At 50.5% G+C, this 22,246-nt stretch carries 13 protein-coding genes; 11 read left to right on the top strand and 2 right to left on the bottom strand.

All coding sequences use genetic code 11. The features are described from left to right. Positions 1–99: 99 nt before the first annotated feature. From EGM51_05350 to EGM51_05300, 11 genes are all read left to right on the top strand, one after another. The gene (locus EGM51_05350) at positions 100–1,578 is read left to right on the top strand and encodes a hypothetical protein (GenBank protein ID QBG46848.1); all 1,479 of its coding nucleotides are present in this window, start codon (positions 100–102) and stop codon (positions 1,576–1,578) included. Beyond that, complete coding sequence (locus EGM51_05345) at positions 1,488–3,812, top strand: sensor histidine kinase (protein QBG46847.1); 2,325 nt, start codon at positions 1,488–1,490, stop codon at positions 3,810–3,812. The genes EGM51_05350 and EGM51_05345 overlap by 91 nt, the downstream gene beginning before the upstream one ends. A 1-nt stretch (position 3,813) precedes the next feature. Further along, complete coding sequence (locus tag EGM51_05340) at positions 3,814–4,440, top strand: response regulator transcription factor (GenBank protein QBG46846.1); 627 nt, start codon at positions 3,814–3,816, stop codon at positions 4,438–4,440. 119 nt (positions 4,441–4,559) lie between these two features. Then, positions 4,560–7,922, top strand: coding sequence for a hypothetical protein (locus tag EGM51_05335; protein QBG46845.1), 3,363 nt, complete (start codon positions 4,560–4,562; stop codon positions 7,920–7,922). Positions 7,923–8,042: 120 nt separating this feature from the next. Continuing rightward, the gene (locus EGM51_05330) at positions 8,043–8,810 is read left to right on the top strand and encodes a PEP-CTERM sorting domain-containing protein (GenBank protein QBG46844.1); all 768 of its coding nucleotides are present in this window, start codon (positions 8,043–8,045) and stop codon (positions 8,808–8,810) included. 103 nt (positions 8,811–8,913) lie between these two features. Then, positions 8,914–10,404, top strand: coding sequence for a sulfatase (locus EGM51_05325; protein ID QBG49250.1), 1,491 nt, complete (start codon positions 8,914–8,916; stop codon positions 10,402–10,404). A 158-nt stretch (positions 10,405–10,562) separates the two neighbouring features. After that, positions 10,563–12,413: a sulfatase gene (locus tag EGM51_05320; GenBank protein QBG46843.1), complete on the top strand. Its 1,851-nt coding sequence runs from the start codon at positions 10,563–10,565 to the stop codon at positions 12,411–12,413. Between the two features lie 9 nt (positions 12,414–12,422). Then, positions 12,423–14,081 (top strand): sulfatase, encoded by a 1,659-nt coding sequence (locus EGM51_05315; protein ID QBG46842.1) that lies wholly within the window; start codon positions 12,423–12,425, stop codon positions 14,079–14,081. Between the two features lie 21 nt (positions 14,082–14,102). Continuing rightward, positions 14,103–15,923 (top strand): sulfatase, encoded by a 1,821-nt coding sequence (locus EGM51_05310; protein ID QBG46841.1) that lies wholly within the window; start codon positions 14,103–14,105, stop codon positions 15,921–15,923. A 149-nt stretch (positions 15,924–16,072) separates the two neighbouring features. Continuing rightward, complete coding sequence (locus EGM51_05305; GenBank protein QBG46840.1) at positions 16,073–17,890, top strand: sulfatase; 1,818 nt, start codon at positions 16,073–16,075, stop codon at positions 17,888–17,890. 22 nt (positions 17,891–17,912) lie between these two features. Further along, the gene (locus EGM51_05300) at positions 17,913–19,418 is read left to right on the top strand and encodes a sulfatase (protein QBG46839.1); all 1,506 of its coding nucleotides are present in this window, start codon (positions 17,913–17,915) and stop codon (positions 19,416–19,418) included. A 95-nt stretch (positions 19,419–19,513) separates the two neighbouring features. On the opposite strand, the gene EGM51_05295 is transcribed toward EGM51_05300, so the two are convergent. Together EGM51_05295 and EGM51_05290 are read right to left on the bottom strand one after the other, a co-directional pair. Continuing rightward, positions 19,514–20,170, bottom strand: a complete 657-nt coding sequence (locus EGM51_05295; protein QBG46838.1) for a response regulator transcription factor — start codon at positions 20,168–20,170, stop codon at positions 19,514–19,516. Then, on the bottom strand, positions 20,155–22,140 hold the full coding sequence (locus EGM51_05290) for a hypothetical protein (GenBank protein ID QBG46837.1): 1,986 nt from the start codon (positions 22,138–22,140) through the stop codon (positions 20,155–20,157). Before EGM51_05290 ends, EGM51_05295 begins: the two co-directional genes overlap by 16 nt. Positions 22,141–22,246 lie beyond the last annotated feature (106 nt).

Raw genomic sequence — 22,246 nt, 5'->3', positions numbered from 1 at the left:
GCTGCTTTTAATGCGGTTAATCCGGATGTCGAAATCGTGAAATCTGTTACGTTAAAACTGAGTGTATTGAGTCATCTAAACTGAAAAGAAAGTCACCGTATGAATATCAAAACTGTGTTATCGATACTGATCTGTGCAGCGACTGCGGGCGGAGAAACGTATAAGGCCGATTGGAGCTCGTTACGGAAACATCAGACGCCGGAGTGGATGGACGGCATGAAGTTTGGAATCTACTGCCATTGGGGGCCGCAGACCATTCAGCTTGCGGAAAAGCTGAAAGGGCATGAAATTTCGCGTCTTGAGGCTTTTGAGATGTGGCGCGGCGAAAAGTTTGATGCCGCAGCATGGGTCGATCTGTTTGAAAAGGCGGGGGCGCAGTTTGCCGGACCGGTGGCGTGGCATGGATCGGGCATTCTGAACTGGGACAGCGATTTCTCGGACTGGACGATGGCAAAGCGCGGACCTAAAATTGATATGGTCGGTGAGCTGGTATCCGAACTCCGGAAACGCGATATGAAGGTACTGATGTCGTTTCATAACAACAGGTCGATCTGGGGTCAGGTTTCGCCGGAAAACAAGCTGGTTCTGGATCCGGCGGGAGAAAAAGATGAACCGCTGTATACGGCAAATGCCGGGCGTCGGGCGGAGATTTTGCTGGAGGGCTGGTTTGCCCGTATGAAGGAAGCGATCGATAAGTATGAGCCGGATATGGTCTGGGTGGATACAAGCTATGGCGGGACCGTGGGTTCGGAATTACAGAAACGCAGTGTTCAGGGGCGTCATCTTCCGGGAAAGGATAATGCAATCCGTACCATTCCCGAACCGTGGCAGCAGAAGCATTTAGCTTATTTCTTTAATCAGGCCGCAGCGGATGGGCGCGAGGTGGAGTTCATTTATAAATCGTTTGATATTCCGCCCGGCATCGGTATGCGCGATATTGAAAACGGCAGTCTGATCGGTCTGCAGTATGATCCGTGGATGGCGGATATCAATATGGCCCATCATCTGGAATGGGGAACCCCGTGGTTTTATAACCCTGATAATCCGATGAAATCGGCGAACCATCTGGTGGATCTGCTGGTCGATCTTACGAGTAAAAACGGGCGCCTTCTGCTGAGTGTTCCGCCAATGGCCGATGGTTCATTTTCGGAGGATCAGGTGAAACAGCTCACGGACCTCGGGGATTGGCTGAGGCTGAACGGGGAGGCTGTTTATGATACGGTTCCCTGGAGTTATTTTGGGGAGGGGCCGACCGAGGAAACTTCGCCGGGGCATCATCAGCACGGCACCTGGGATGGGAAAGATAAAAATATTCCGCACTGGGGCGCGGAGGATATCCGCTTCACGCAGAAGGGAAAAATCCTCTATGCCATCGTTCTGGGGTGGCCCGGGGAAGAGCTTAAGGTTCAGGTGCTGGGTTCTGCCGGAAAGCTGCATCCCGGCGATATTCAGTCGCTGGAACTTCTGGGGTGTGAGGAGGCTCTTGAATGGACGCAGTCGCCGGAGGCGCTGACGGTCAGATTTCCGAAAGAAAAACCCTGCGATTTTGCCTATGTTCTGAAGATTCGGCGGAAGTAGAGGGGGAAGAACCTCCCCTGCCTTGTTCTTCGGATTCCGGCCTGCTAGATTGTTCTGTTATGAGTTTTTCAATGAAACGGTCTGGGGTTCGATTTTTTCTGATGTTTTTTTTGGCACTCGGTGCGGCGGCACAGGGTGCGCTGGATTCGATATATCGTTTGCGGCGGATGAAGCCGGAAAATGCGGCCGAAGGACGGCCGGTTGAGCTGCAGGCCCAGGTGGTTCGTACGAATCCTCTGCAGAACGGACTTTTCATTTTTGATGGAGAGGAGGGCGTGTTTGTGGAGGGGCCGACGGACCCCGCTGTGGTTAAGGGGTTGAAGCAGGGTGATCTGGTCCGGATTGCGGGGGTTACCACTGCCGGTGGGTTTGCACCGGCGGTCCGAGCGGAATCCATTGAGGTGGTGGGGCATGAGCCGGTTCCGGATGGGCGCCCTGTGCAGAATAATGATTTTCTTTCCACCGGCCTGGATGCAACCTGGGTTCAGGTTCGCGGCCGGGTACTATCATTGACCCGGTCGGCCAATTCTAAATTTATTCAGGTGGAGGTCCGACGAAACGCTCGGATTCTCAATCTGCAGGTTCCTTATTCCAAAGAGAATATGAAAAAACTGGAATCTCATCTTTTCAGTTTTGTTCACTGCAATGCCGTTGCGGGGACAGTGTTCAACCTGAACCGGCAGATGGTGGATCGCATTTTTTATGTACATTCCGCCGATGATTTCAGAAAGGCGGGAACCGAATTCCGGATGAATGTGGAGATGGAGGCCCGGATTCATGAGCTGATGCGTTTCCGTATGGTGGTGAACCGGCCGATCCGGACCTTTGGAACCGTTATTCATGCAGCGGAAGGCGAAATCTTTATCCGCAACGAAAAGGCCGGGCTCCGGGTATCTGTACCTCCGGCAACGCAGGTTAAACCGGGTGATGAAGTTGCCGTGGTCGGTATTGTGGATCCGCAGCCGGTCAGTCCGGCCTTTATTGCCGGTTCAGTGGAGGTGTTGGGTCATTCGGGACCGCTGGAACCGATTACCATAGATCTTCAGAAGGATCCTATTGATGCGCGCCTTAATTTTAACCTGATTCAGGTGGAAGCGGAACTGGTGGATTACAGCAGTGAATATTTCAGCGAAGACGGTTCCACTATGCAGCTGCTGCGATGCCGGGCGGGTGAACAGGTTTTCGATGTGGTGCTTCCTGCCGATATGCAGCATGATGAGCGGCTGGAACCGGGGGCGGAACTCCGTCTGACCGGTTTGTGTAATATTCTGAAGCGGCCTGACCGTCGTTGGTATCTTGATGTGGTCGGTTTCCGGCTGGAGGTGCGGGATGCGGGGGATGTTGAGGTGCTGTCGCCGGCTCCGTGGTGGAATACCCGCCGACTGCTCTGGTTTTCAGGGAGTGCAGTCACATCGTCCGCCCTGTTTCTGATCTGGATTGCGGCTTTGCGTAAAACGGTTGAGCGTCAGACCCGGATTATCAGTGAAAAGGTGGAGCGGGAGGCGGTTATGGAGGAACGCTCGCGTATGGCACGCGAACTACATGATAATCTGGAACAGGGACTGGCCGGGGCATCGATTCAGCTGAGCGGTTGTCAGCGGCTGGTCGAACTGAACCGGGAGCAGCAGCTGGCGTTCCTGGAACAGTTTGAGTCGATGATGGAAAACGACAGGCAGGGTGCCCTGATCGAACGTCAGCGGTTTGAGGTGGAGAAGGCGGCGGCGAAAAATTCCCGTGCGCTGGAAGTGGTGGAAAATATGGTGATGCGTTGCAGTCAGGAATCGCGTGCAACGATTCTCGAACTGCGCGGCGGTCTGCTGGAAAAAATGGATTTACTCTCGGCGGTGGAGATCAGTATTGAACCGCTGGCCCGGGAATGCGGGGCGGAACTGCAGTATGAGCACAAGGGGAATCCGGTGCGTCTGAAACTGAAAGCAGAGCGGAATCTGCTGCTGTTTATTAAAGAAGCTGTCAGCAATGCGGCCCGGCATGCGTCTCCTTCCGTAATTCGTGTGATGATAGAATATCAGGACGACGCGCTGGATATTCTTGTAGAGGATGACGGCATCGGTTTTGATGTATCGGGCAGTGTAAAACTCGGACATTTCGGTTTGCAGGGTATGAGAGAACGTGCGGAACAGTTGCACGGTGAACTGAATGTAATGAGTGAAAAAGGAAAGGGAACTTCCATTTGTCTGAAGATTCCTTCGCTCAGAAAATGGCTGGTGAGTTGATATGATTCGTATTCTTGTGGTGGATGATAATGCATTGATGCGTTTGGGCCTGACCGAGGCGATCGGGATCGAGCCGGAGCTGGAAGTGGCCGGTGAGGCTGGAAACAGTGTCGAAGCGCTGGAGGTTTTCCGTAGGGAAAAGCCGGACGTGATTACGATGGATTATCAGATGCCCGGTGGCGAAAGCGGGATTGAATGCACAAAAAAAATCAGGGCTGAAGATCCGGAAGCCAAAGTGATTCTGCTTTCGGTTTTTGATTCCGAAGAGGATATTTATCTGGCCAAGCAGGCCGGGGTGAAAGGCTATCTGACCAAAAAGGCCGGAGGAGTTCGCGATGTCATCGCAGCGATTCAGGAGGTCGCGGCCGGAGGAACCTATTTTCCTCCTCAGATTTCGGCCAAACTGGACAACCGGTTGAAACAGCCGGATCTGACCCGTCGTGAAATGGAAGTGCTGAAATTATTAGCAGACGGCAACAGCAATAAGGAAATCGGAGATGTGCTCAATATTTCTCTGGCTACCGTTAAACTGCATATTGCCAATCTACGCGATAAACTCGGTGCGGCTGACCGGACTCAGGCCGTTGTTTTTGCCTATAAACGCGGTATTCTTCATCTGGACGACTGAAACCTATTCTTTCGGCCATGTAAACTATCGGATAGATAGACACAATTTATTCTCCATGTAAGAAATGATGTTAACGCTCTCGAAAACGGGAGTGTTAAGCACATAAATGGAGGATAAAGATGAGAAAATATACACTTGCCGCATGCGCAGTGGGGATGGCTGCACTTTCGTACGGTCAGGTCCTGTTTGACAGTACTGCCGGCAGTTATTCGCCCGGGGATCTCAGTGGCCAGAACAACTGGACCGCTCTGCAGCAGTTTGATGAGAACAGTCTCCCGCAATTGGGAACCAATGCATTTACTGTCGATAATTCAGACTGGCTGATCAACGACGCGGCCAGTGATGCGGCCTTTCTGGTTACGACGAACGGCAGTTATGTCTATCTGAATGAAGCATCGGCCGGAAATGAGCTTTACAGTGAGTGGACCGGGGAGATGGATTTCAGTTTCAGTATTCCGCAAGGCACGTATGCTGGGAACGGCACCATGCCCAATGCGAACTTTTTTACAATCGGTTTAACTTCATCAACCACAAACGGGCTGAGTGAGTTTGACCAGAATGATGTGGTGCTGTTTCTGCGCTATCGGGCCAATAACCGGCTCGATATGCAGCTCTGTTCCGAACAGGATGCGGATCTGCGTATTTTTCAGACACCTTCTGATGGAGATACCTGGGTAGAGCCGGCGGGTCAGGAAGTGCTGGGTATGAATCCGCAAACGGGCGACTGCCAGTCTGATGAGCTTCATCTGTCGTGGACCATCCGCAAAACCACCGACGGAAATTATCTGGCCTGGGGCAGTGTATCGAATAAAAACACCGGAGCCTGGGTCGATGATGTGCGCACAAACGGGCTGGGCGGGCGTGTCGTATCGACTGCCGGGAAAAATAAAGCATCCGGAGTCTATGCGGCAACCGATCCTGTTCTGGCTATGGGCCGGCACACGGATGCGTATTCGGCGCAGTACGCTGTTTTCGGTAATGGCATGATCGACATGGATATAGAAAGCCTCTCAGTGGAGAAATCAATTGTTTCTCCGGATTTGGTGGCTCCGACTAATGTTGTTGCGCTTCCGTATGATTCCCAGGTTACGTTAAGCTGGGATGGTACGCTCGAAGCTTCCAGTTACGATGTATTCCGTTCGACCGTGAGCGGGTCTTACGGTGTTGCGTTCACCAATCTGACCGGAACCAATCTGGTGGATACCGGTCTGGTAAATAACACCGAGTATTTCTATACGGTTCAGGCAGTTTATGACGGTTTTGCAAATTCAACCAATTCCATAGAAGTTTCCGTAACGCCGACCGCCATCTTCACCGGAACGATCATCGATACGTCCTTTACTGCTGCAGAGGGATATTCCAACGGCGATCTGGCCGGTCAGCAGGGCTGGAAGGCTTCTGCCGATTCTGATCCGAATGCTTTTAACATCGTCAATGCTTCATCCAGCGGTGAAGCCTCAACGGTCGGCAACGGATTTGTGGATACGAATTACCTCGGTAATGCTGTCTATCTGGACAAACTGATGGATAATAATCCGGACGATACGCTGGAAGGTACGATTCAATTCAAGCTCCAGGGATATACCGCAGACGGTCAGTCTGTGGCGACTCTGTTAAATTCCGATATCTTATCTTTCGGTCCGACCGCCGCTGAAGATTCCCCGCATATTGCCTGGGATGCCGATAAAGCACTGATGCTGGTACGTCTGGCGGCAGACGGTAATGTGGCTGTACTTTTCACAACGGAAAATGCAGATAATACCACAAAGCTGGCTGAACTTCAGCGTGAAGATCTCAGCTGGGATCCGGAAAATGAAGAGGGTGACGGTGTATCAGCAGACGATCTGGTCACAGAAACGATTACGCTGGACTGGAGCATCCGAAAAACCCGTGAACCGGGTATTTATCAGGCAAAGGCTACGCTCAGTTCATCCACGGCAACAAATACGAGCCTGGACTATGTCGTCAGCCCGGAAAAAACGGGCATGTATGACAGCTCCGCCTCTAAATTCACGATGTCGCATTACAGGAATGCCTGGAAAAGCAATAGTACATATACCAACAAAACGGATGTTGTGCTGGAATCGTTGCGCGTAACCCATACGAATTATCCTCCGGTACCGACCCCTCCGTCCGGAGTGTTAGCCGTTGGAGGAGATCGAAGTGTGACTGTCAGCTGGGATGCGGCACTGGAAGCCAACAGTTATGACCTATTGATGGCTGAAACCGAAGGCGGACCACAGATTGTAGTTACAAATGTAACGGATACCGTTGTTCTTGATACTCCACGTTTCAACGGAGTAACCAACTGGTACACGGTTCGCGGTTATTTCGATACGGGTATTGCGGATTCAGATGAAATTCCGGGAGCGCCGTTTGCATCGGTGACCGTGCTGGAATTTGACGGGGTCAATGAGGACATGGGAAGCGCGAATGTTAATTTCGGGCTGACCGACGGGCTGACGACCAACGGTTCGCTTGTCTACATCGACAACACCGTTACGCCGCTGATTTCCAGCAGTGAATACAACGGACCGACGTTCTATGCGTATACTCTGCTGGACGCATTGGCTGCGGATATTACAGATGGACGGGGCGACATTGGTTATCGGTTTAACAACGCCAATACCGGAAACGGCGTTACCACAGACAACTTTGAGTATCGACAGAACGGAGGGGCTCCCCGTGCGGATCTGCTGTGGTATGTGGAGTCAACCGACTGGGCGGAACCGACTGCTTCGGTAGATGCCATTGCCAATGCTGTGGATGTGCGGATTGCGAACAAACTGCTTTCTTCGGGAACGTTCCAGATTGCAGTCCGCAACGGCAATACCTGGTATGTCAGTGAGGACTCGGCCGGAAACGGCACCGGCGGGGCATGGAACACCACTGGAACTCTGCATATTCCCAACATTGCCGAGGCGAACTTCGGTGAGCTTCCGGTAACCATCGGTTCGGAGATGGGGCAGCCTTCCTCTTTCGATACGGGGGCAAACCTTGGATTTACCGATATCAATGCCGTCGGCTGGTATTCGGACGAACAGCTGCGTTTTAAACCGGTTCAGCTGATTGTCAATGTCAGTGGATCTGTTCCGTCTCTCGACTACTGGGCTGCCAATAACAGTATCTCCAATCTGTATGAAGATACAGATGGTGATAGGGTGAGCAATCTGAAGGAATATGCTTTCCTCGGTGATCCGAATGACCCGGAAAATCCCGGCATGCTGCCGGAGTTGTCTGTAGCCGAATATATGGGTACCAACGGATTCATCTTCGTCAATGTTGAGCTGCGCGATCCGGAACCGGGCATTGAGTATTCGCTCGAAACCACCGAAAACCTGGTCGCTGCCGGTTTTGCACCGGATGCGGAAGTAGTGAAAATCGGTGAAGCCAACATTGATTATTATTTGAAGGCCGTAACCAACTTTATTCCGGCAACCGCTGCAACAAAGTTCATTGATCTGAAGGTTAATGAACTCTGATGTGCCCCGGCCTGCGCCTTCGGGCGCAGGATCATTTTCATCATCACACTCCACCCTTAACGGAGTGGCCCCGCCGCAAGGCGGGGATCTTATTTTAACCATAGAATAGAAGGAGAAATAATGAAGAACTGGATGATCACACTCATGGTTATTCCGGCAGTTGTGGCGCATGGCTCGCTACTGACGGATAATTTTGACAGCGGTATGGATGCCGCGTGGGTTATTTCCTATCAGGGCACAGCGGATGCGGATACGTATGCCGCTGCGACCGGAACGGAATCCGCATTTACAGCCGCCTCCAATCCGACGGGGAAATCGCTTCTGATGTACGATGAATCCGACGTTGGAGAGGTTAATCTCAGATTCACCATGGACAGCGGAAGTGTCGGTGACGGAGAAGCCCTGAGGGTTCAATTTGATTTTATGAGCCCGAGTGCAAACGCAGCGACTCTGGCGAATATGCAGATACAGTCGGATACCGGTAAAGGTTCCAATACGAGTTTCTTTCAGAACAAAACAGGAACAGACAGCAATCAGTTTCTGAATCATGACGGCAGTAGTAATGTTATGCTTTCAGATACGATAAAGGAGGATACCTGGTATCGTTTTACCGGTGAATATGCTCCGAACGGTGCTGATCCGGATACGTATAAAATTACACTGACGGAATACGGAGGAGAAACCCAGGTCTGGGAAACGACTCCCCAGACGGATAAAGGGTCTGTGAATTCAGTTCTGTTCCACTGGAATATTCCTGAAACTTCCAAAGGAAGCGAATACTATCTGGATAATGTGGATATTGCTGTGATTCCGGAACCGGCGACCTTGGGCCTGATTGCTTTGTTCGGCGGAAGTATCCTGGTTGTCCGTCGTCGTTTTGCGGTGTAACACCTGTTTTCAGTAATGTGAAGCGAATGGCAGCAGAGTGTTTCTGCTGCCATTTTCGCGTCTGATTATTGAAGGCGGTATGTGATGAAGGAAAGTGGAAATGATGAGACATATTTTGAAATGGATGATGATAACGGTCTGTGCGGTTTCGGTTTATGCTGCGGAGCGGCCGAACTTTCTGATCATTCTTGCGGATGATCTGGGTTATGCGGATCTGGGATTTACCGGTTCAACGGAAATCAGAACTCCGGCACTGGATAAGCTGGCTCATGATGGGGTACAGTTTGCGAACGGTTATGTTACGCATCCGTACTGCGGGCCGTCGCGTGCGGGATTGATCACAGGGCGGTATCAGGCGCGATTCGGTTTGGAAATTAATTTAACCAATGCCTTTTTTGATCAGTACAGCGGTCTGCCCCTGAGCGAAGTGACCTTTGCAAAACGGTTGAAGCAGTCCGGATACCGTACCGGAATGATTGGGAAATGGCACCTTGGCGGGTCGCATGTTTACCATCCGAACAATCGGGGATTTGATTATTTTTTCGGTTTTCTGTCGGGCGGCCATACCTATTTCCCGGAAAACGTAAATACCACCTTTCCGCTTGAGCTTGAGAACGGCAAGCCGCACTACACGGCCAATGAAGGCGGTTATTGGCCGCTGTCGCGCAACAACAATACGGCGGAGTTTGATGAATATCTGACGACGCAGCTGAGTCGTGAAGCAGCTCAGTTTGTTCGCGAATCGGATAAACCCTTTTGTCTTTATCTGGCCTATAACGCGCCGCATGCGCCTTTGGAGGCTCCGAAAGAGCTGATTGAAAAATATGCACACATCGACCATCGGGAGCGGCGGATTTATGCGGCGATGGTGGATGCAATGGACCAGGGAATCGGCATGGTGGTTGAAGCGCTGAAAGATTCCGGAAAGTTTGAGGACACCGTGATCTTTTTTCTGTCGGACAACGGCGGAATTGTCGATAAGGCCCGTCCTTACGGAACGCCGCGGGGGGCATCGCATGACTGGGGAGACAGCGGTAATTTCCGCGGCGGGAAAGGCAGTATGCTGGAAGGTGGGAATCATGTTCCGTTTATTATGCACTGGCCGAACGGGTTGAAAGGCGGCATCACCTATGATCTGCCGGTAATTTCGCTCGATATTGCAGCAACCGTTGTTGCATTGGGAAAGGGCGATACTTCAGGGCCGGAGATTGAGGGCGTGAATCTTATTCCGTATATCACCGGAGAAAAGAAAGAGGCTCCGCATAACGCCCTCTTTTGGCGTATGCAGGATGGACAGTACTGGGCGGTCCGTACTCCGGAGGCTAAATACCTTCTTCCGCGAAGTGAGGTCGGTGATAAGCCGATGCTTTTCGATATGAAGCGGGATCCTTATGAACGCAATAATATTGTCGATGAGCAACCGGAACTGCGGAAGAAACTGGCAAAGCTATGGAATGAATGGAATGCCGGAAATCAGCCGAATAAATTTCTGCAGGCCGGGGCCTATCAGCAGGCCCGGCTTAAATTTTATGCAGATCTTCGGAAGAAGCTGAATAAAGAAGCCGCAAAGAAAAAACCGCTGGTGATCGATTAGCGGTTCAGGGAGGGGCTCGGGGAGGGAGCCTCTCTTTCTGCGTTTGGTCATGCACGGTTTTATAGTCTTTTAGTCAGGTCTTTTCTGTTCCAAAAAACGGGCAGGAGAGCGTTATCTTCATGTATCTGCAAACCGACTCATTTACAGGGAGATAACGTATGAAGCAATCATGGATTATTGGAACCGCGCTGTTATTGACGGCTGCCATTGGGGAAGCCGGAACCGGGTCGCTCAACAAACCGAATATTATCGTTTATTTCGCGGATGATATCAGTGCCCGGGAAGTTCCTGTCTATGGAAGTTCGGTCTGGACGGGGCCATTACGTGAGGACACTTCGGATCCTGCGTTGCGTGCAAAGATGCCGGTATTGGATCAGCTGGCTTCCGAAGGGTGCTGGGTCAAAACAGCCTGGGCCGGATGCGTCTGCAATCCGAGCCGCGCGATGATGATGAGCGGACGTTATGCCTATCAGACCAAGTGGTGGAATAATAAAGACAAGGGCTGGGGCCCGGATGAAAATGGAAAGATGGGAACCTGGCCGGTTTATATGAGTTCGCCATTATTGCTGGGCCATGTTGCGCAGCAGGCCGGCTATGGAACCTACTGGGCAGGAAAAACCCAGATGGCCGGAAGCTGGGCACGGCATGGTTTTGATGAGGGCTGTTTCACGCCGGGTAATCTGGAACAGAAAGATAATCCGTTCACCGATTTTAAACATGAGTACCGGAAAATCGGTGGAAAAAATAAGGTGGTCTGTCTGGATACGGGAAAAGTCTGCGATACCTACCTGCAGCATGGATGGTATTGGTATCCGCATGTGAAACTGATGAATCACCCGTCATCGAAAAAGCCGATTGAGTGGTGGCCGAATACGCCGGAATCGATAAAGAATTTTGGGCTTCATACCTATGGTCCTGATGTGGAAATTGAATTTGCAATGGATTTCATGGAACGCAAACATGCCGAGGGAAAACCCTTTTTCATCTATCATACCACCCATTTGGGTCATGCCGCCTGGGACTGGTTTCATCCGGAAAGCAATGGCCAGTGCTGGCCTGGTACACCAATCGTTTCCTGGGACGGTAAAAATTACACACGGCAGGAACCGAGGGTTACCGGTGATGCAGGAAAATATGATACCCACGGAACTGTCACCGAACCGGGAATGCATAGTCATCTGAATTATATCGACTATCAGCTCTGGCAGTATCGTGAAAAACTGGAGGAGATGGGTGTGGCGGATAATACGGTGATTATTTTTGCTGCCGATAACGGAAGTGCAGGTTACGGTAAAAACAGCGGCGAAAAACAGAAGGGATGTCATGTTCCTTTCATAATTTATGCCCCGGGGATGCAAAAACATGGCGAGCAGGATGTGCTGGCGAGTGTGGTGGATGTGCTTCCCACGATTGCCGACCTGGTCGGGTTTGAAATTCCGGCGGATTATAAAATTGATGGAGAAAGCCTGATCCCTTTTCTCTTTACAGATAAGCCGGAGCATCGCGATTGGATCTATTCTCAACGGGGTCCGGAACAGTTGATCCGCGGAAAAAGAGTGCTGAAAGACGGCCGGGACGAATGGTTCGATGTTTCCTCCGATCCGGATGACCTCATCAGTTTTGAAAAAATCGAAAACTGGGGCGGAGTATCCGAGGCGCATCGTGAGGAATATGAAAAACTGCAGGAGATTCTGCCGCGATATGATCTTTATTACGAGGAATACAACGCTCCGGGCGTGGATCATGAGCCAGCGAAACGGCCGCGTTATTCCCGAAAACCGCCGGTGAAAAAAGCGAAGGAACCTCAAGTGCAGTCCGGCCGAAAATCTTCCGGAGGAAGGGCCGGGGGTAAAACGCTGGAAGCATTCAGCGCCTACAAAAAAGCGGAAATGGAAAAGAAAGGGAAAGTGTATGACCCGATAAAGGTTAAAGCGCTTTTTAATAAGATGGATACCAATCGGGATGGGCTGGTGAGTCGACAGGAAACGCAGACATATTACGCTAAATAGGAACAGAACATGAACATGTTGAAATATTTCATTTTTGCCGCACTTTTTGCGGCCTATTCATCGGCATTCGGTAGTCAGCCATCCAGAACAGATAAACCGAATATTATACTCTATTTCGCGGATGATATCAGTGCGCGAGAATTTCCGGTGTATGGAAGTTCGGTCTGGACGGCTCCGGATGCCAGTAATACATCAGATCCGAAATATCGGGCTCGAACGCCGGTGATTGATAAGCTGGCGGAAGAAGGGTGCTGGATTAAAACCGCCTGGGCCGCAACGGTGTGCAACCCGAGTCGTGCCATGATGATGAGCGGTCGCTTTGGCTATCAGACAAAATGGTGGAACAATAAAGATAAAGGGTGGGGTCCGGATGAAAATGGGAGGATCGGAATCTGGCCGGTCTACCAGAGTTCGCCGTTGCTGATAGGCCATGTGGCACAGAATGCCGGTTATGGCACGTATTGGGCCGGTAAAACGCAGATGGCCGGGAGTTATGCAAAACACGGGTTTGATGAAGGCTGCTTCACGCCTGGGAGTCTGAGCGACCGGGATAATCCTTATGCGGACTTTAAACACGAATATAAAAAGGTTGATGGTAAGCGGGTTTTGATTAATGCAGATACCGATGAGCCATGTGAAACCTACCTGCAACACAGCTGGTATTGGAATCCGCATGTTAAACTGATGAATGATCCCAGTGCTCCGGGAAAAACCGTCTGGTGGCCGAATACCCCCGAAGCAAAAAAGACCTTCGGAGTCAGTACTTATGGGCCTGATGTAGAGCTTGATTTTGCATTGAATTTTCTGGAGCGTCAGCATCAGAAGAAAAAGCCGTTCTTCATCTATCATACGACTCACCTCGGTCATGATGCGTTCAACTGGCTGGATCCTGATTACAAGCAATGGGGAAAATGTAAATGGCCCAATGCGCCGATTGTGAAATGGGACGGCGAAAAATATATCCGGACAGAGCCGCGGATTACCGGCGATAAAGGAAAGTATGATGCACATGGAACCATCACGGAACCGGGCATTCATAACCATATCAATTATATCGACTATCAGATCTGGCTGTATCAGCAGAAACTGGAAGAACTGGGAATTGCAGACAATACGGTGATTATTGTCTGCGCAGATAACGGGACCAGCGGCTATGGTAAAAACAGCGGTGAAAAACAGAAGGGCTGCCATATTCCGATGATCATCTATGCCCCGGGCATGAAAAAGCACGGGGAGCAGGATGTGCTGATGAGTGTGGCGGATATGCTGCCGACCATTGCCGACCTCGTTGGATATAAAATTCCGGCCGACTATAAAATCGATGGTGAGAGCCTGGTTCCGTTTCTCTTTACGGATAAGCCGGATCACCGCGACTGGCTCTATACGCAGCGTGGACCGGAGCAGCTGATCCGCGGTAAAAAAGTGCTGAAAGACGGCCGGGATAAATGGTGGGATGTTTCGGACTATCCCGAGGATCTGATCAGTTTTAATGAGATTAAAAACTGGGGCAAGGTATCTGAGGCTCATCGCGATGAATATGAAGAGCTGCTGGAGATTCTTCCCGAATACGATCTCTATTTTGATGCATACAATGCGCCCGGTGTAGAGTATGAGCCGAAAAAACGGCCGAACTATGCCCGTAAACGTAAGGATCAGAAGGTTTATTAATCCGGAAGGATGGAGCGTCTAATGAAGAAGATAATGATATGCGTCATTTTAGGAGCATTTGCGGTTCAGGGGTATGCCAAACCGGCGAAGCCGAATGTATTATGGATTCTGACGGATGATCATCGCTATGATTCGATCCGTGCATTTAATAAAATGCTGACGGGTGAAGAGATGAGCCCGTTGGGCTATGTGGAATCGCCGCAGACGGACCGGCTGGCAGAAATGGGCACGACATTTATCAATACCTACTGTCAGGCGCAGGGATGCGCGCCGTCGCGGGCATCGATGCATTACGGGCGTTATCCGTTCCGTTCCGGAGTTTATGAATTTGAATATCATAATAATAATGCGGAACACTGGAAACCGTCGCTGCCGGAACAAATGGCAACGCTGGGCTATCAGACCTTTCATGTGGGCAAACTGGGTGTGCGTCAGAAAACCATTACGGGTAACGGGACGAAGAAAGCGCCGCTTTATCAGATTGATGTGGATTTCAAGACGATGGCTAAAGACGGTCTGACCGGATGGGGGAAAGACTGGTTCTTCGAGTTTGAAGGCAAAAAAATTAATCCGCCGCTTCAAAATGTCCGTTTTTTTGTGACTCCGGAAGGCCGGTTTGAATATGCCTCGCTTGAGTTGGAAAAACGCTTTCCGGAATATGCCGGTTCTGCGGAAGCAACAATGAAAAAATATGATCTGCTGCGCCACTATAACGCAAAGAAACCGAAACGCCCGGACAGCGGTTCCATTCTGTCCGGCGTGAGTTCGCAGCCGGCCGGAAAAACGCGCGACGGCTGGTACACGACGGTTTTCGGACAGTATTTGAAAAATGAGAACAAGACCTTTCATGTGGGATCGCAGACGGTGCAGGGGGTTGATCCGTCAAAACCGTTGTTCACCCATCTGGGGTATGATTTTCCGCACACCCCGGTGCTGCCGCCGGCGGACTACCGGGCGCGTTTCCGGAAACATATGTATAAGGTTCCGGAAACCAACAGAAAGGAATTTGAATCCATGCCGAAACAGCTGCAGAAAGCGGTTACGATGGGAGCTTCGGATCATTTTACCGACGCCGAAAAGCAGGCTATGATTCAGGACTATTATGCGTTCTGCGCGTATGGAGATTCCCTGGTGGGGCGGGCAGTGGATGACTTTATTGCCTACAGTGAAAAACATGAGCAGCCCTGGATGATTGTGTATGTCTGCGGCGACCATGGATGGAAGCTGAACGATCACGGTTCCGTATCCAAATTTACTCCCTGGGATATCGACAGTCATAATCCGATTATCGTGGTCTCCTCCGATAAAAAGAAATTTCCGGCGGGGAAAGTGGTTCGGGAATTTATGGAGTTTGTGGATATTGCACCAACCTGTCTGGCCGCCGCCGGTGCGGATCTGAAAAATGACCGGTTCGATTATCTGGATGGGTATAACCTGGCGGATATGGTGTCCGGCCGGATTCCGCCCCGCGATTATGTGATCGGCGAGAGTCATGCCGTTACGGGACCGCGCGCCTTTATCCGGACGAAGGAGTATGTATTCTCAATGCAGACCCGGCCGGATAAAAAACGCGGCAGTAATATGGACTGGGCTCGTACGGCATCCTGGAAGGAACTTGATCCGGCTCTGTATCATATGGTTTCCGATCCAGGGGAGCTTAACAATCTGGCACATAATCCCGAATACAGGGCAATTGCTGAAACGATGCAGCAGAAGCTGTTGAACATTGTGCTGGGTGACAATCGGATTGAAGTTGACTGGGGCGGCCCGAAGGCGTTGGGCACGAAGGTTTACCGAAGTAATTTTGCACCGGGTGCGGATGATAAAAAACTGAAGCTTTAAAACGCGGAGGTTCCTGATCCTGAAATCCGGGCATGAGTAGGCTTTTAGAGCCATAGCAGCTCCGGTGGAAACGGGTAGTATCTGACGTTTTGCCGGCTGCCTGGAAATGTCAAGGGGCCGGGTAGATTCAGCAACATAATGAGGAAATCATGAAGATCATAAAAACTGTAGTTCTCACATTGGTCGTGCTGTCATCGCTGTCCGCCGTCGCGGCGCGTCAGCCGAATATTCTCTGGGTACTTACTGATGATCACCGGTATGACTCGATCCGGGCGTTTAATAAAATGATTACCGGTGAGGAAATGAGTGCTCTCGGTTATGTGGAATCGCCCAATACTGATAAACTGGCGGAGCAGGGAACCACGTTCATCAATACCTATTGCCATGCGCAGGGGTGTGCGCCGTCCCGGGCGTCGATGCATACAGGGCGCTATCCTTTCCGCTCCGGAATCTATGAATTCGAATGGTTTAACAACAATGTGGAGCATTGGAAACCGACATTGCCGGAACAGATGGCGAAACTGGGATATCAGACGTTCCATGTGGGTAAACTGGGGGTGCGGATTCGTTCAACCAATCCGAACGGACGTTTTGGAACATACCGGATTTACCAGCAGGATATCAGTTTTCATAAAATGTTTGATGAAGGCTTTACCGACTGGAGCAAAGGGAACGTAACGGAAGTCAACGGCATTAAACTTGAGGAACCGACCCACTGCGACTGGCTGCGCACTCCGGAGGGCACCTGGGAATATACCGGTTATGCACTGAATAAAATTCCGGGACTTGAAAACCACAGCCGGATGATTGATGAAAAATATGATATTCTGCGTAAGTACAGCTCACCGGATCAGCAACAGTACGGTTACGGTGAAATCATCGGCGGGGTCTGTCCTGTTCCGGCCGGCGACAGCCGTGACGGGCGTTACACGACGGAACTGATTAAATTTCTGGAAAATCCGGACAAGCCGCTGAAGATCGGTTCGCAGACCTACACCGGTGTGGATCCGGACAAACCGCTGTTTGCCAATATCGGGTATGATTTTCCGCATACCCCGGTGCTGCCGCCTAAATCGTTCCGGGATCGTTTTGCAAAGAAAACATATGAAATTCCGAACGTGGATAAGGATGAATTCGGCAAACTGCCGCCGCAGCTTCAGGGGCTGATCAGAAAGGCGGCGTCTGATCACTATTCCGATGAAGATAAGCAGCAGATGGTTCAGGATTACTATGCGTTCTGCGCCTACGGCGATCATCTGATCGGTCAGGCCGTTGAGGCTTTTGTGAAATACTCAAAAAAACAGAAACAGCCCTGGATGATTGTGTATGTCTGCGGCGACCATGGCTGGCGCCTGAATGAGCACGGATCGATTTATAAATTCGGGCCCTGGAAAACCGATTCGCTCGACCCGATTATTGTGGTCTCGTCCGATAAAACAAAATTTCCGGCCGGAAAAGTGGTTACTGATCTGACGGAATTTGTGGACATCGCTCCGACCTGCATGGCGGCCGGCGGTGCTGATCTGACGAAGAAGGAATATGACTATCTTGACGGTTTTGATCTTGCGCAGGTAACGGCCGGCAAGGTGGAGCGTGATTACATCATCGGTGAAAGCCATGCGGTGACCGGTCCGCGTGCTACCATCCGTACAAAGCGGTACATGTTCTCCATCAAGTCCCGCCCGAAAAATAAAATGGGCGGAAAAGATATGAAGTGGGCCATGAACGCTTCGTATAAGGATCTTGAACCGGTGCTGTATGACCTTGAACGTGATCCGGACGAACTGAATAATCTGGCGTTTAATCCTGAATACCAGGAAATCGCGATGAAAATGAAAGAGAAACTGCTTAACATTGTTATCGGCGATAACCGCGTGGAAGTGCTCTGGAATGCCAAAGGAGATGGAACGGCCGTTTCCCATAGCAATTTCGCGCCGGGTGCCGACGATAAAAAACTGAAACTGTAAATTCGACCTTGGGAAAATAACCATGAAAAAAACAGCCGCGCTTTTATTGTTAATTGCCTCCGCCGCGTTTGCATCGGATAAACCGAATGTTGTGTTCATCCTTGCGGATGATCTCGGGCTGGGGGATGTGAGTTTCTATGCAAAGCATATCACCAAAACGAAACCGTTTACGGAAACTCCGCATATCGATGCGCTGGCTGAACAGGGACTCTGGTTTACCGATGGTCATTCCGCGACGGCGCTGTGTGCGCCGACGCGGTATGCGGTGATGAGCGGGAATAACAATTACCGCTGTTATTCGCCGGGCGGGATCTGGAGCACGTTCGCTCCGACCGGTTTTAAGCCGGGTGAGGTGACGCTGGGCAGTGTGATGCGGGATGCCGGATATTATACCGGCATGATCGGGAAGTGGCATCTGGGCGGCGACTTTTATGTGCCCGGCACCAAAACCATTTATCGAGGTGCAAAATCCGGGGATATTCTGGATAAGGTGGATGTTTCGCAGTGGGCCGGTAGTGGACCGAAGTATTGCGGATTTGAATATGATTTCATTTCGCCCTGCGGCATTCAGGGGCCATTGTATCTTCTCTATGAAAATGAAAAGTGGTATCCGTGGGCCGAGGATTCAAAGCTGGTGCTTTTTAACAAAGATAATGCCATCAATCCGCTGGATGTAACCAGCAAGGGCCCCGGCCCTGGTGATTCCAACTGGGATGCACGGGAGCTGGGAAAAAAACTTTCTGCAAAAGCGGTCGATTTCATTAACACCGGTGCGGCAAAAGATGAACCTTTCTTCCTGTACTATTGTACCCCGATGGTTCATCTGCCGCATGTGCCGACGGATGAGTTTGACGGACGGAAAGTGAAAGGAAGCAATGTATCTGCACATCTGGATATGGTGGTTGATTTGGATATGCAGGTGAAGCGCATCGTGGATGCGCTCAAGGCCGCCGGTGAATTTGAAAATACGCTCATTATTTTCTCTTCGGATAATGGCGGGCTGCTGGATGGAAAAGCGACTAAAGAGATCGGTTATCATCCGGGCGGGGAGTGGAACGGTTCAAAAAATTCACCGCTTGAAGGCGGGCACCGCGTGCCGACCTTTGCGGTTTGGCCGGGCAAGGTAAAACCGGGGGTTTCTGATGAGCTGGTTTCAAACCAGGATTTTGTTGCAACCTTTGCTGCATTGGTCGGTACGGAAATCCCCGAAGGGCAGGCGCAGGATTCCAATAATATTCTTCCGCTGCTGACCGGAGAGGGCACTTTTATGCCCCGGAAATACTTTGTCAATCAGGCCGGGGCCAATCATGAAGTGATGTATCGGAAGATGCCCTGGAAACTGATCATTCAAAGCGATTTCAAGCGGACAAAATATGAAATTAAGTCGCTCTATAATCTGAAGGATGATCCCGGCGAAAAAAATGATCTGGTGAATAATCCGGAGTACAGACCGACTGCTGAAAAAATGTTCAGGGAATACATAAAGATTATCGAGTCCGGTATGCCGACCGCTCCGGGACGTAATTGAGAATTATACGCACGAACCCCCGGAAGAAAATAGGGCTCCGGCTGACTCCCACAGAAAAAAGATCTTTTCTCCAGAGTCACGCGCCGGAGCCGGAATCAGATCAGACCTTTTCGAATGGCTGTGGCGATTGCCGCGGCGATATTGGGAACCTGCAGTTTACTGTAAATTCTTTCGGTATATTGTGCGACAGTCCGATAGCTCACGCCCATCTGCTCAGCGACCTCTTTTTTGACATAGCCCATGGCCATCAGCTTTAATGCCTGGCTTTCGCGTTCGCTTAGCATTCTGTTTTCACAGTCGTCTTCAGCGGTTAAGGTGTGAAGCAGCAGTCCGGATAGCCGCTGGTCAATAATGTATCCGCCATCGTGTACATCATAAATGGCACTGCGAATGTCGGAAATGGCTGAGCTTTTTAGAATATATCCATGAACGCCCAGACGGATGGCTTCCAGCGTTGTGAGATAGTCATCATTCTGGGTCAGAACCAGTATTTTTGCATCCGGCAGGGCATTCTGTATGCTAGGAACGAGGGTAAGTCCGTTTTTTCCGGGAAGATGGAGGTCCAGCAGAATAAGGTCGGTCGTCTCTATTTCCTTCCTGGTTAGGTATTCCGCAAATAATTCCGCGCTATTGAACAGATGTTTGAATTTCATACCGGGTGTACAGTCAATCACCTGTTGAAGGGATTTAGCATAGGCCTGATTATCTTCAATAATTGTTATCTGTACGGGTTCGTTCACGTCATCTTCCATCGGGTTAGTGTTAGTGAAATCGTGGTTCCTATGTTTTTTCCGGTTTGAACATCAAGTTCTGCATGCAGCCTTTTGGCCCGGTTTTCGAGATGGTGCAGCGAAACGGGTGCGGCGGTAATGCCGCAGCCGTTATCTGATATAGTGAGGCGGGGACAGGGGCCCGCACTTTTCAATGTGATTTCAACCTGGGTGGCTCCTGAGTGTTTAATGATGTTGTTCAGGGTTTCCTTTATGAAAAACATCAGGTCCCACTTTGCGGAGGGAGGCAGTTGGTTGAGAAAACATGTTTCGTCGATATCGAACAGACAGGTCCTTTCGCCGAGGATTCTGAGCGCCGTATTTTTAATATGCTCCGTAAGGTCCGCTGCGGTTTCGCGATTTTCCAGAAGGCGGACAAACTGGCGCGTTTCGGCGGCTGTGATACGTGCGGTGTTCAGTGTGTCTCCGAGCAGTTCTTTGATCCGGGGCGGAGCGTCCGGAAGAGATTCGGTAATTAATTCCGTGGATTGAGCAATACTGCTGAGGTTGGCACCGACTTCATCGTGCAGATCTTCAGCAATCTGATCTCTTATTTTCATCCAGCGTTTATGTGCAATTAAGCGGACCAGCCAGATCATTAAGACGAGAAAAATAATCAGAAATAATGTGGCAATCGCCAGATACTGAATTCGGCGTTTGTCCTGACCGCGTGCAAAATCGAGCTGCGATTCCAGCGCGGCGAGTTCGCGTTGCAGAATCATACGTTGCCTGAACAGTTCTACCCAGTCCCGGAGCGGAAGAATATGACCGTCATTGCTGTCACCATCGGTAAGATATATGGGATCGGCTATATAGTTTCTTGCCTGCTCACTCGGACTTGGATTTTTCACTTCAACGCTTAATGGTAATCCACGGGTAATGACTTCGCCTTGAGAGCAGAGTTCAATTTCGGCTAATGAAATGCGTGTGACATCCGATAATCTGAAATCCGGAAGGGGCTCGGATAGGGATATTCTGAAGTATCGGCCGGTGGCGGGGCCGATTCGTTTTTCAAAAGGCGTGGAGCCCGGACGGGGTAATTCGGGGCCGCTTTGATAGATGATTTCGGGGGCCGAATCGTCGGGAGAAGTCAGTTTTTCAAGACGGATGTTTCGTGGGAAACTGGTTCCGTCAACCGTGGGGGGTTGAATGAAAATACTGAAACGAATCGGCCAGATGCGGAATTCATCGATTGTTTTTTCTGTTTTGAGGTCAATGGTAAGCACAAGCTCTTCGGCATAGGCATGAAAAAAAGATTCTGCTTGAAATTCATGCTGGTCCAAATGAGAGAAGAACATAAATCCGTCGGTAAGGCATTCCGGGGCCCAGGACTTTCCGAACCGGAAGATGTCCGGGGCCTTTACGGTTGCATTCAATGCGATGTTCTGTTGGCCGGAAAAAACCAGTATTTCATTTAACGCAATCATTCTGGAGAGCTGCCTGAGCCGGTTGTTTATGGAAAGTTCATAGGCCGTGTAGCGCAGTCCTGTACACCGGTTGGTTTCCTGTGGATGGAAAAGCTGGGGTTCAATTCCTTCAAGTTGATAGGCTTCGGTTCGGTAATCGGCAACCCGTTCAGATGTGCCGTCAGCGTGTAGAAGTTCCAGGGTAAATCGTTTAGAAAATCCTGCCGGTTTATGATGTCCCTGTTCGTTGATATAGGTAACCGGCATCAGCGCGATTAGATCAACCGGTTTAGTCTCGGCGAAAGTTAACTCAATCACCACCGGAAGCTCGGCTTTTCCGAAATCCAGATAGTGATAACCAATGGTCCATGGTGATGCGCTGTGGCTGGTTACGGGAAGATGTTCAAGCCGATTTTGAATATCGGCAATTTTGTATTCAGTCGCAGAGACGGCCGAATTGATAAAAGCTGTTCCACTCTGGGGAATAAGAATTCCCGACAGCAGCATGAGCATGAGACCGGACCGTCTGGATGGTGAACTAATCATGCGTTTATTCTGCCCTTGGAGGGTATTCCATTAAAGAACAATGTTTTTTAAGGAGATCGGTTTCGGTCATCAAGACGGACGTTTGGCCGTCTTGTGCCGTTATGAG

This window comes from Verrucomicrobia bacterium S94 (assembly GCA_004299845.1).
Taxonomy (GTDB): domain Bacteria; phylum Verrucomicrobiota; class Kiritimatiellia; order Kiritimatiellales; family Pontiellaceae; genus Pontiella.
This window is presented reverse-complemented; position numbering and strand designations above follow the sequence as displayed.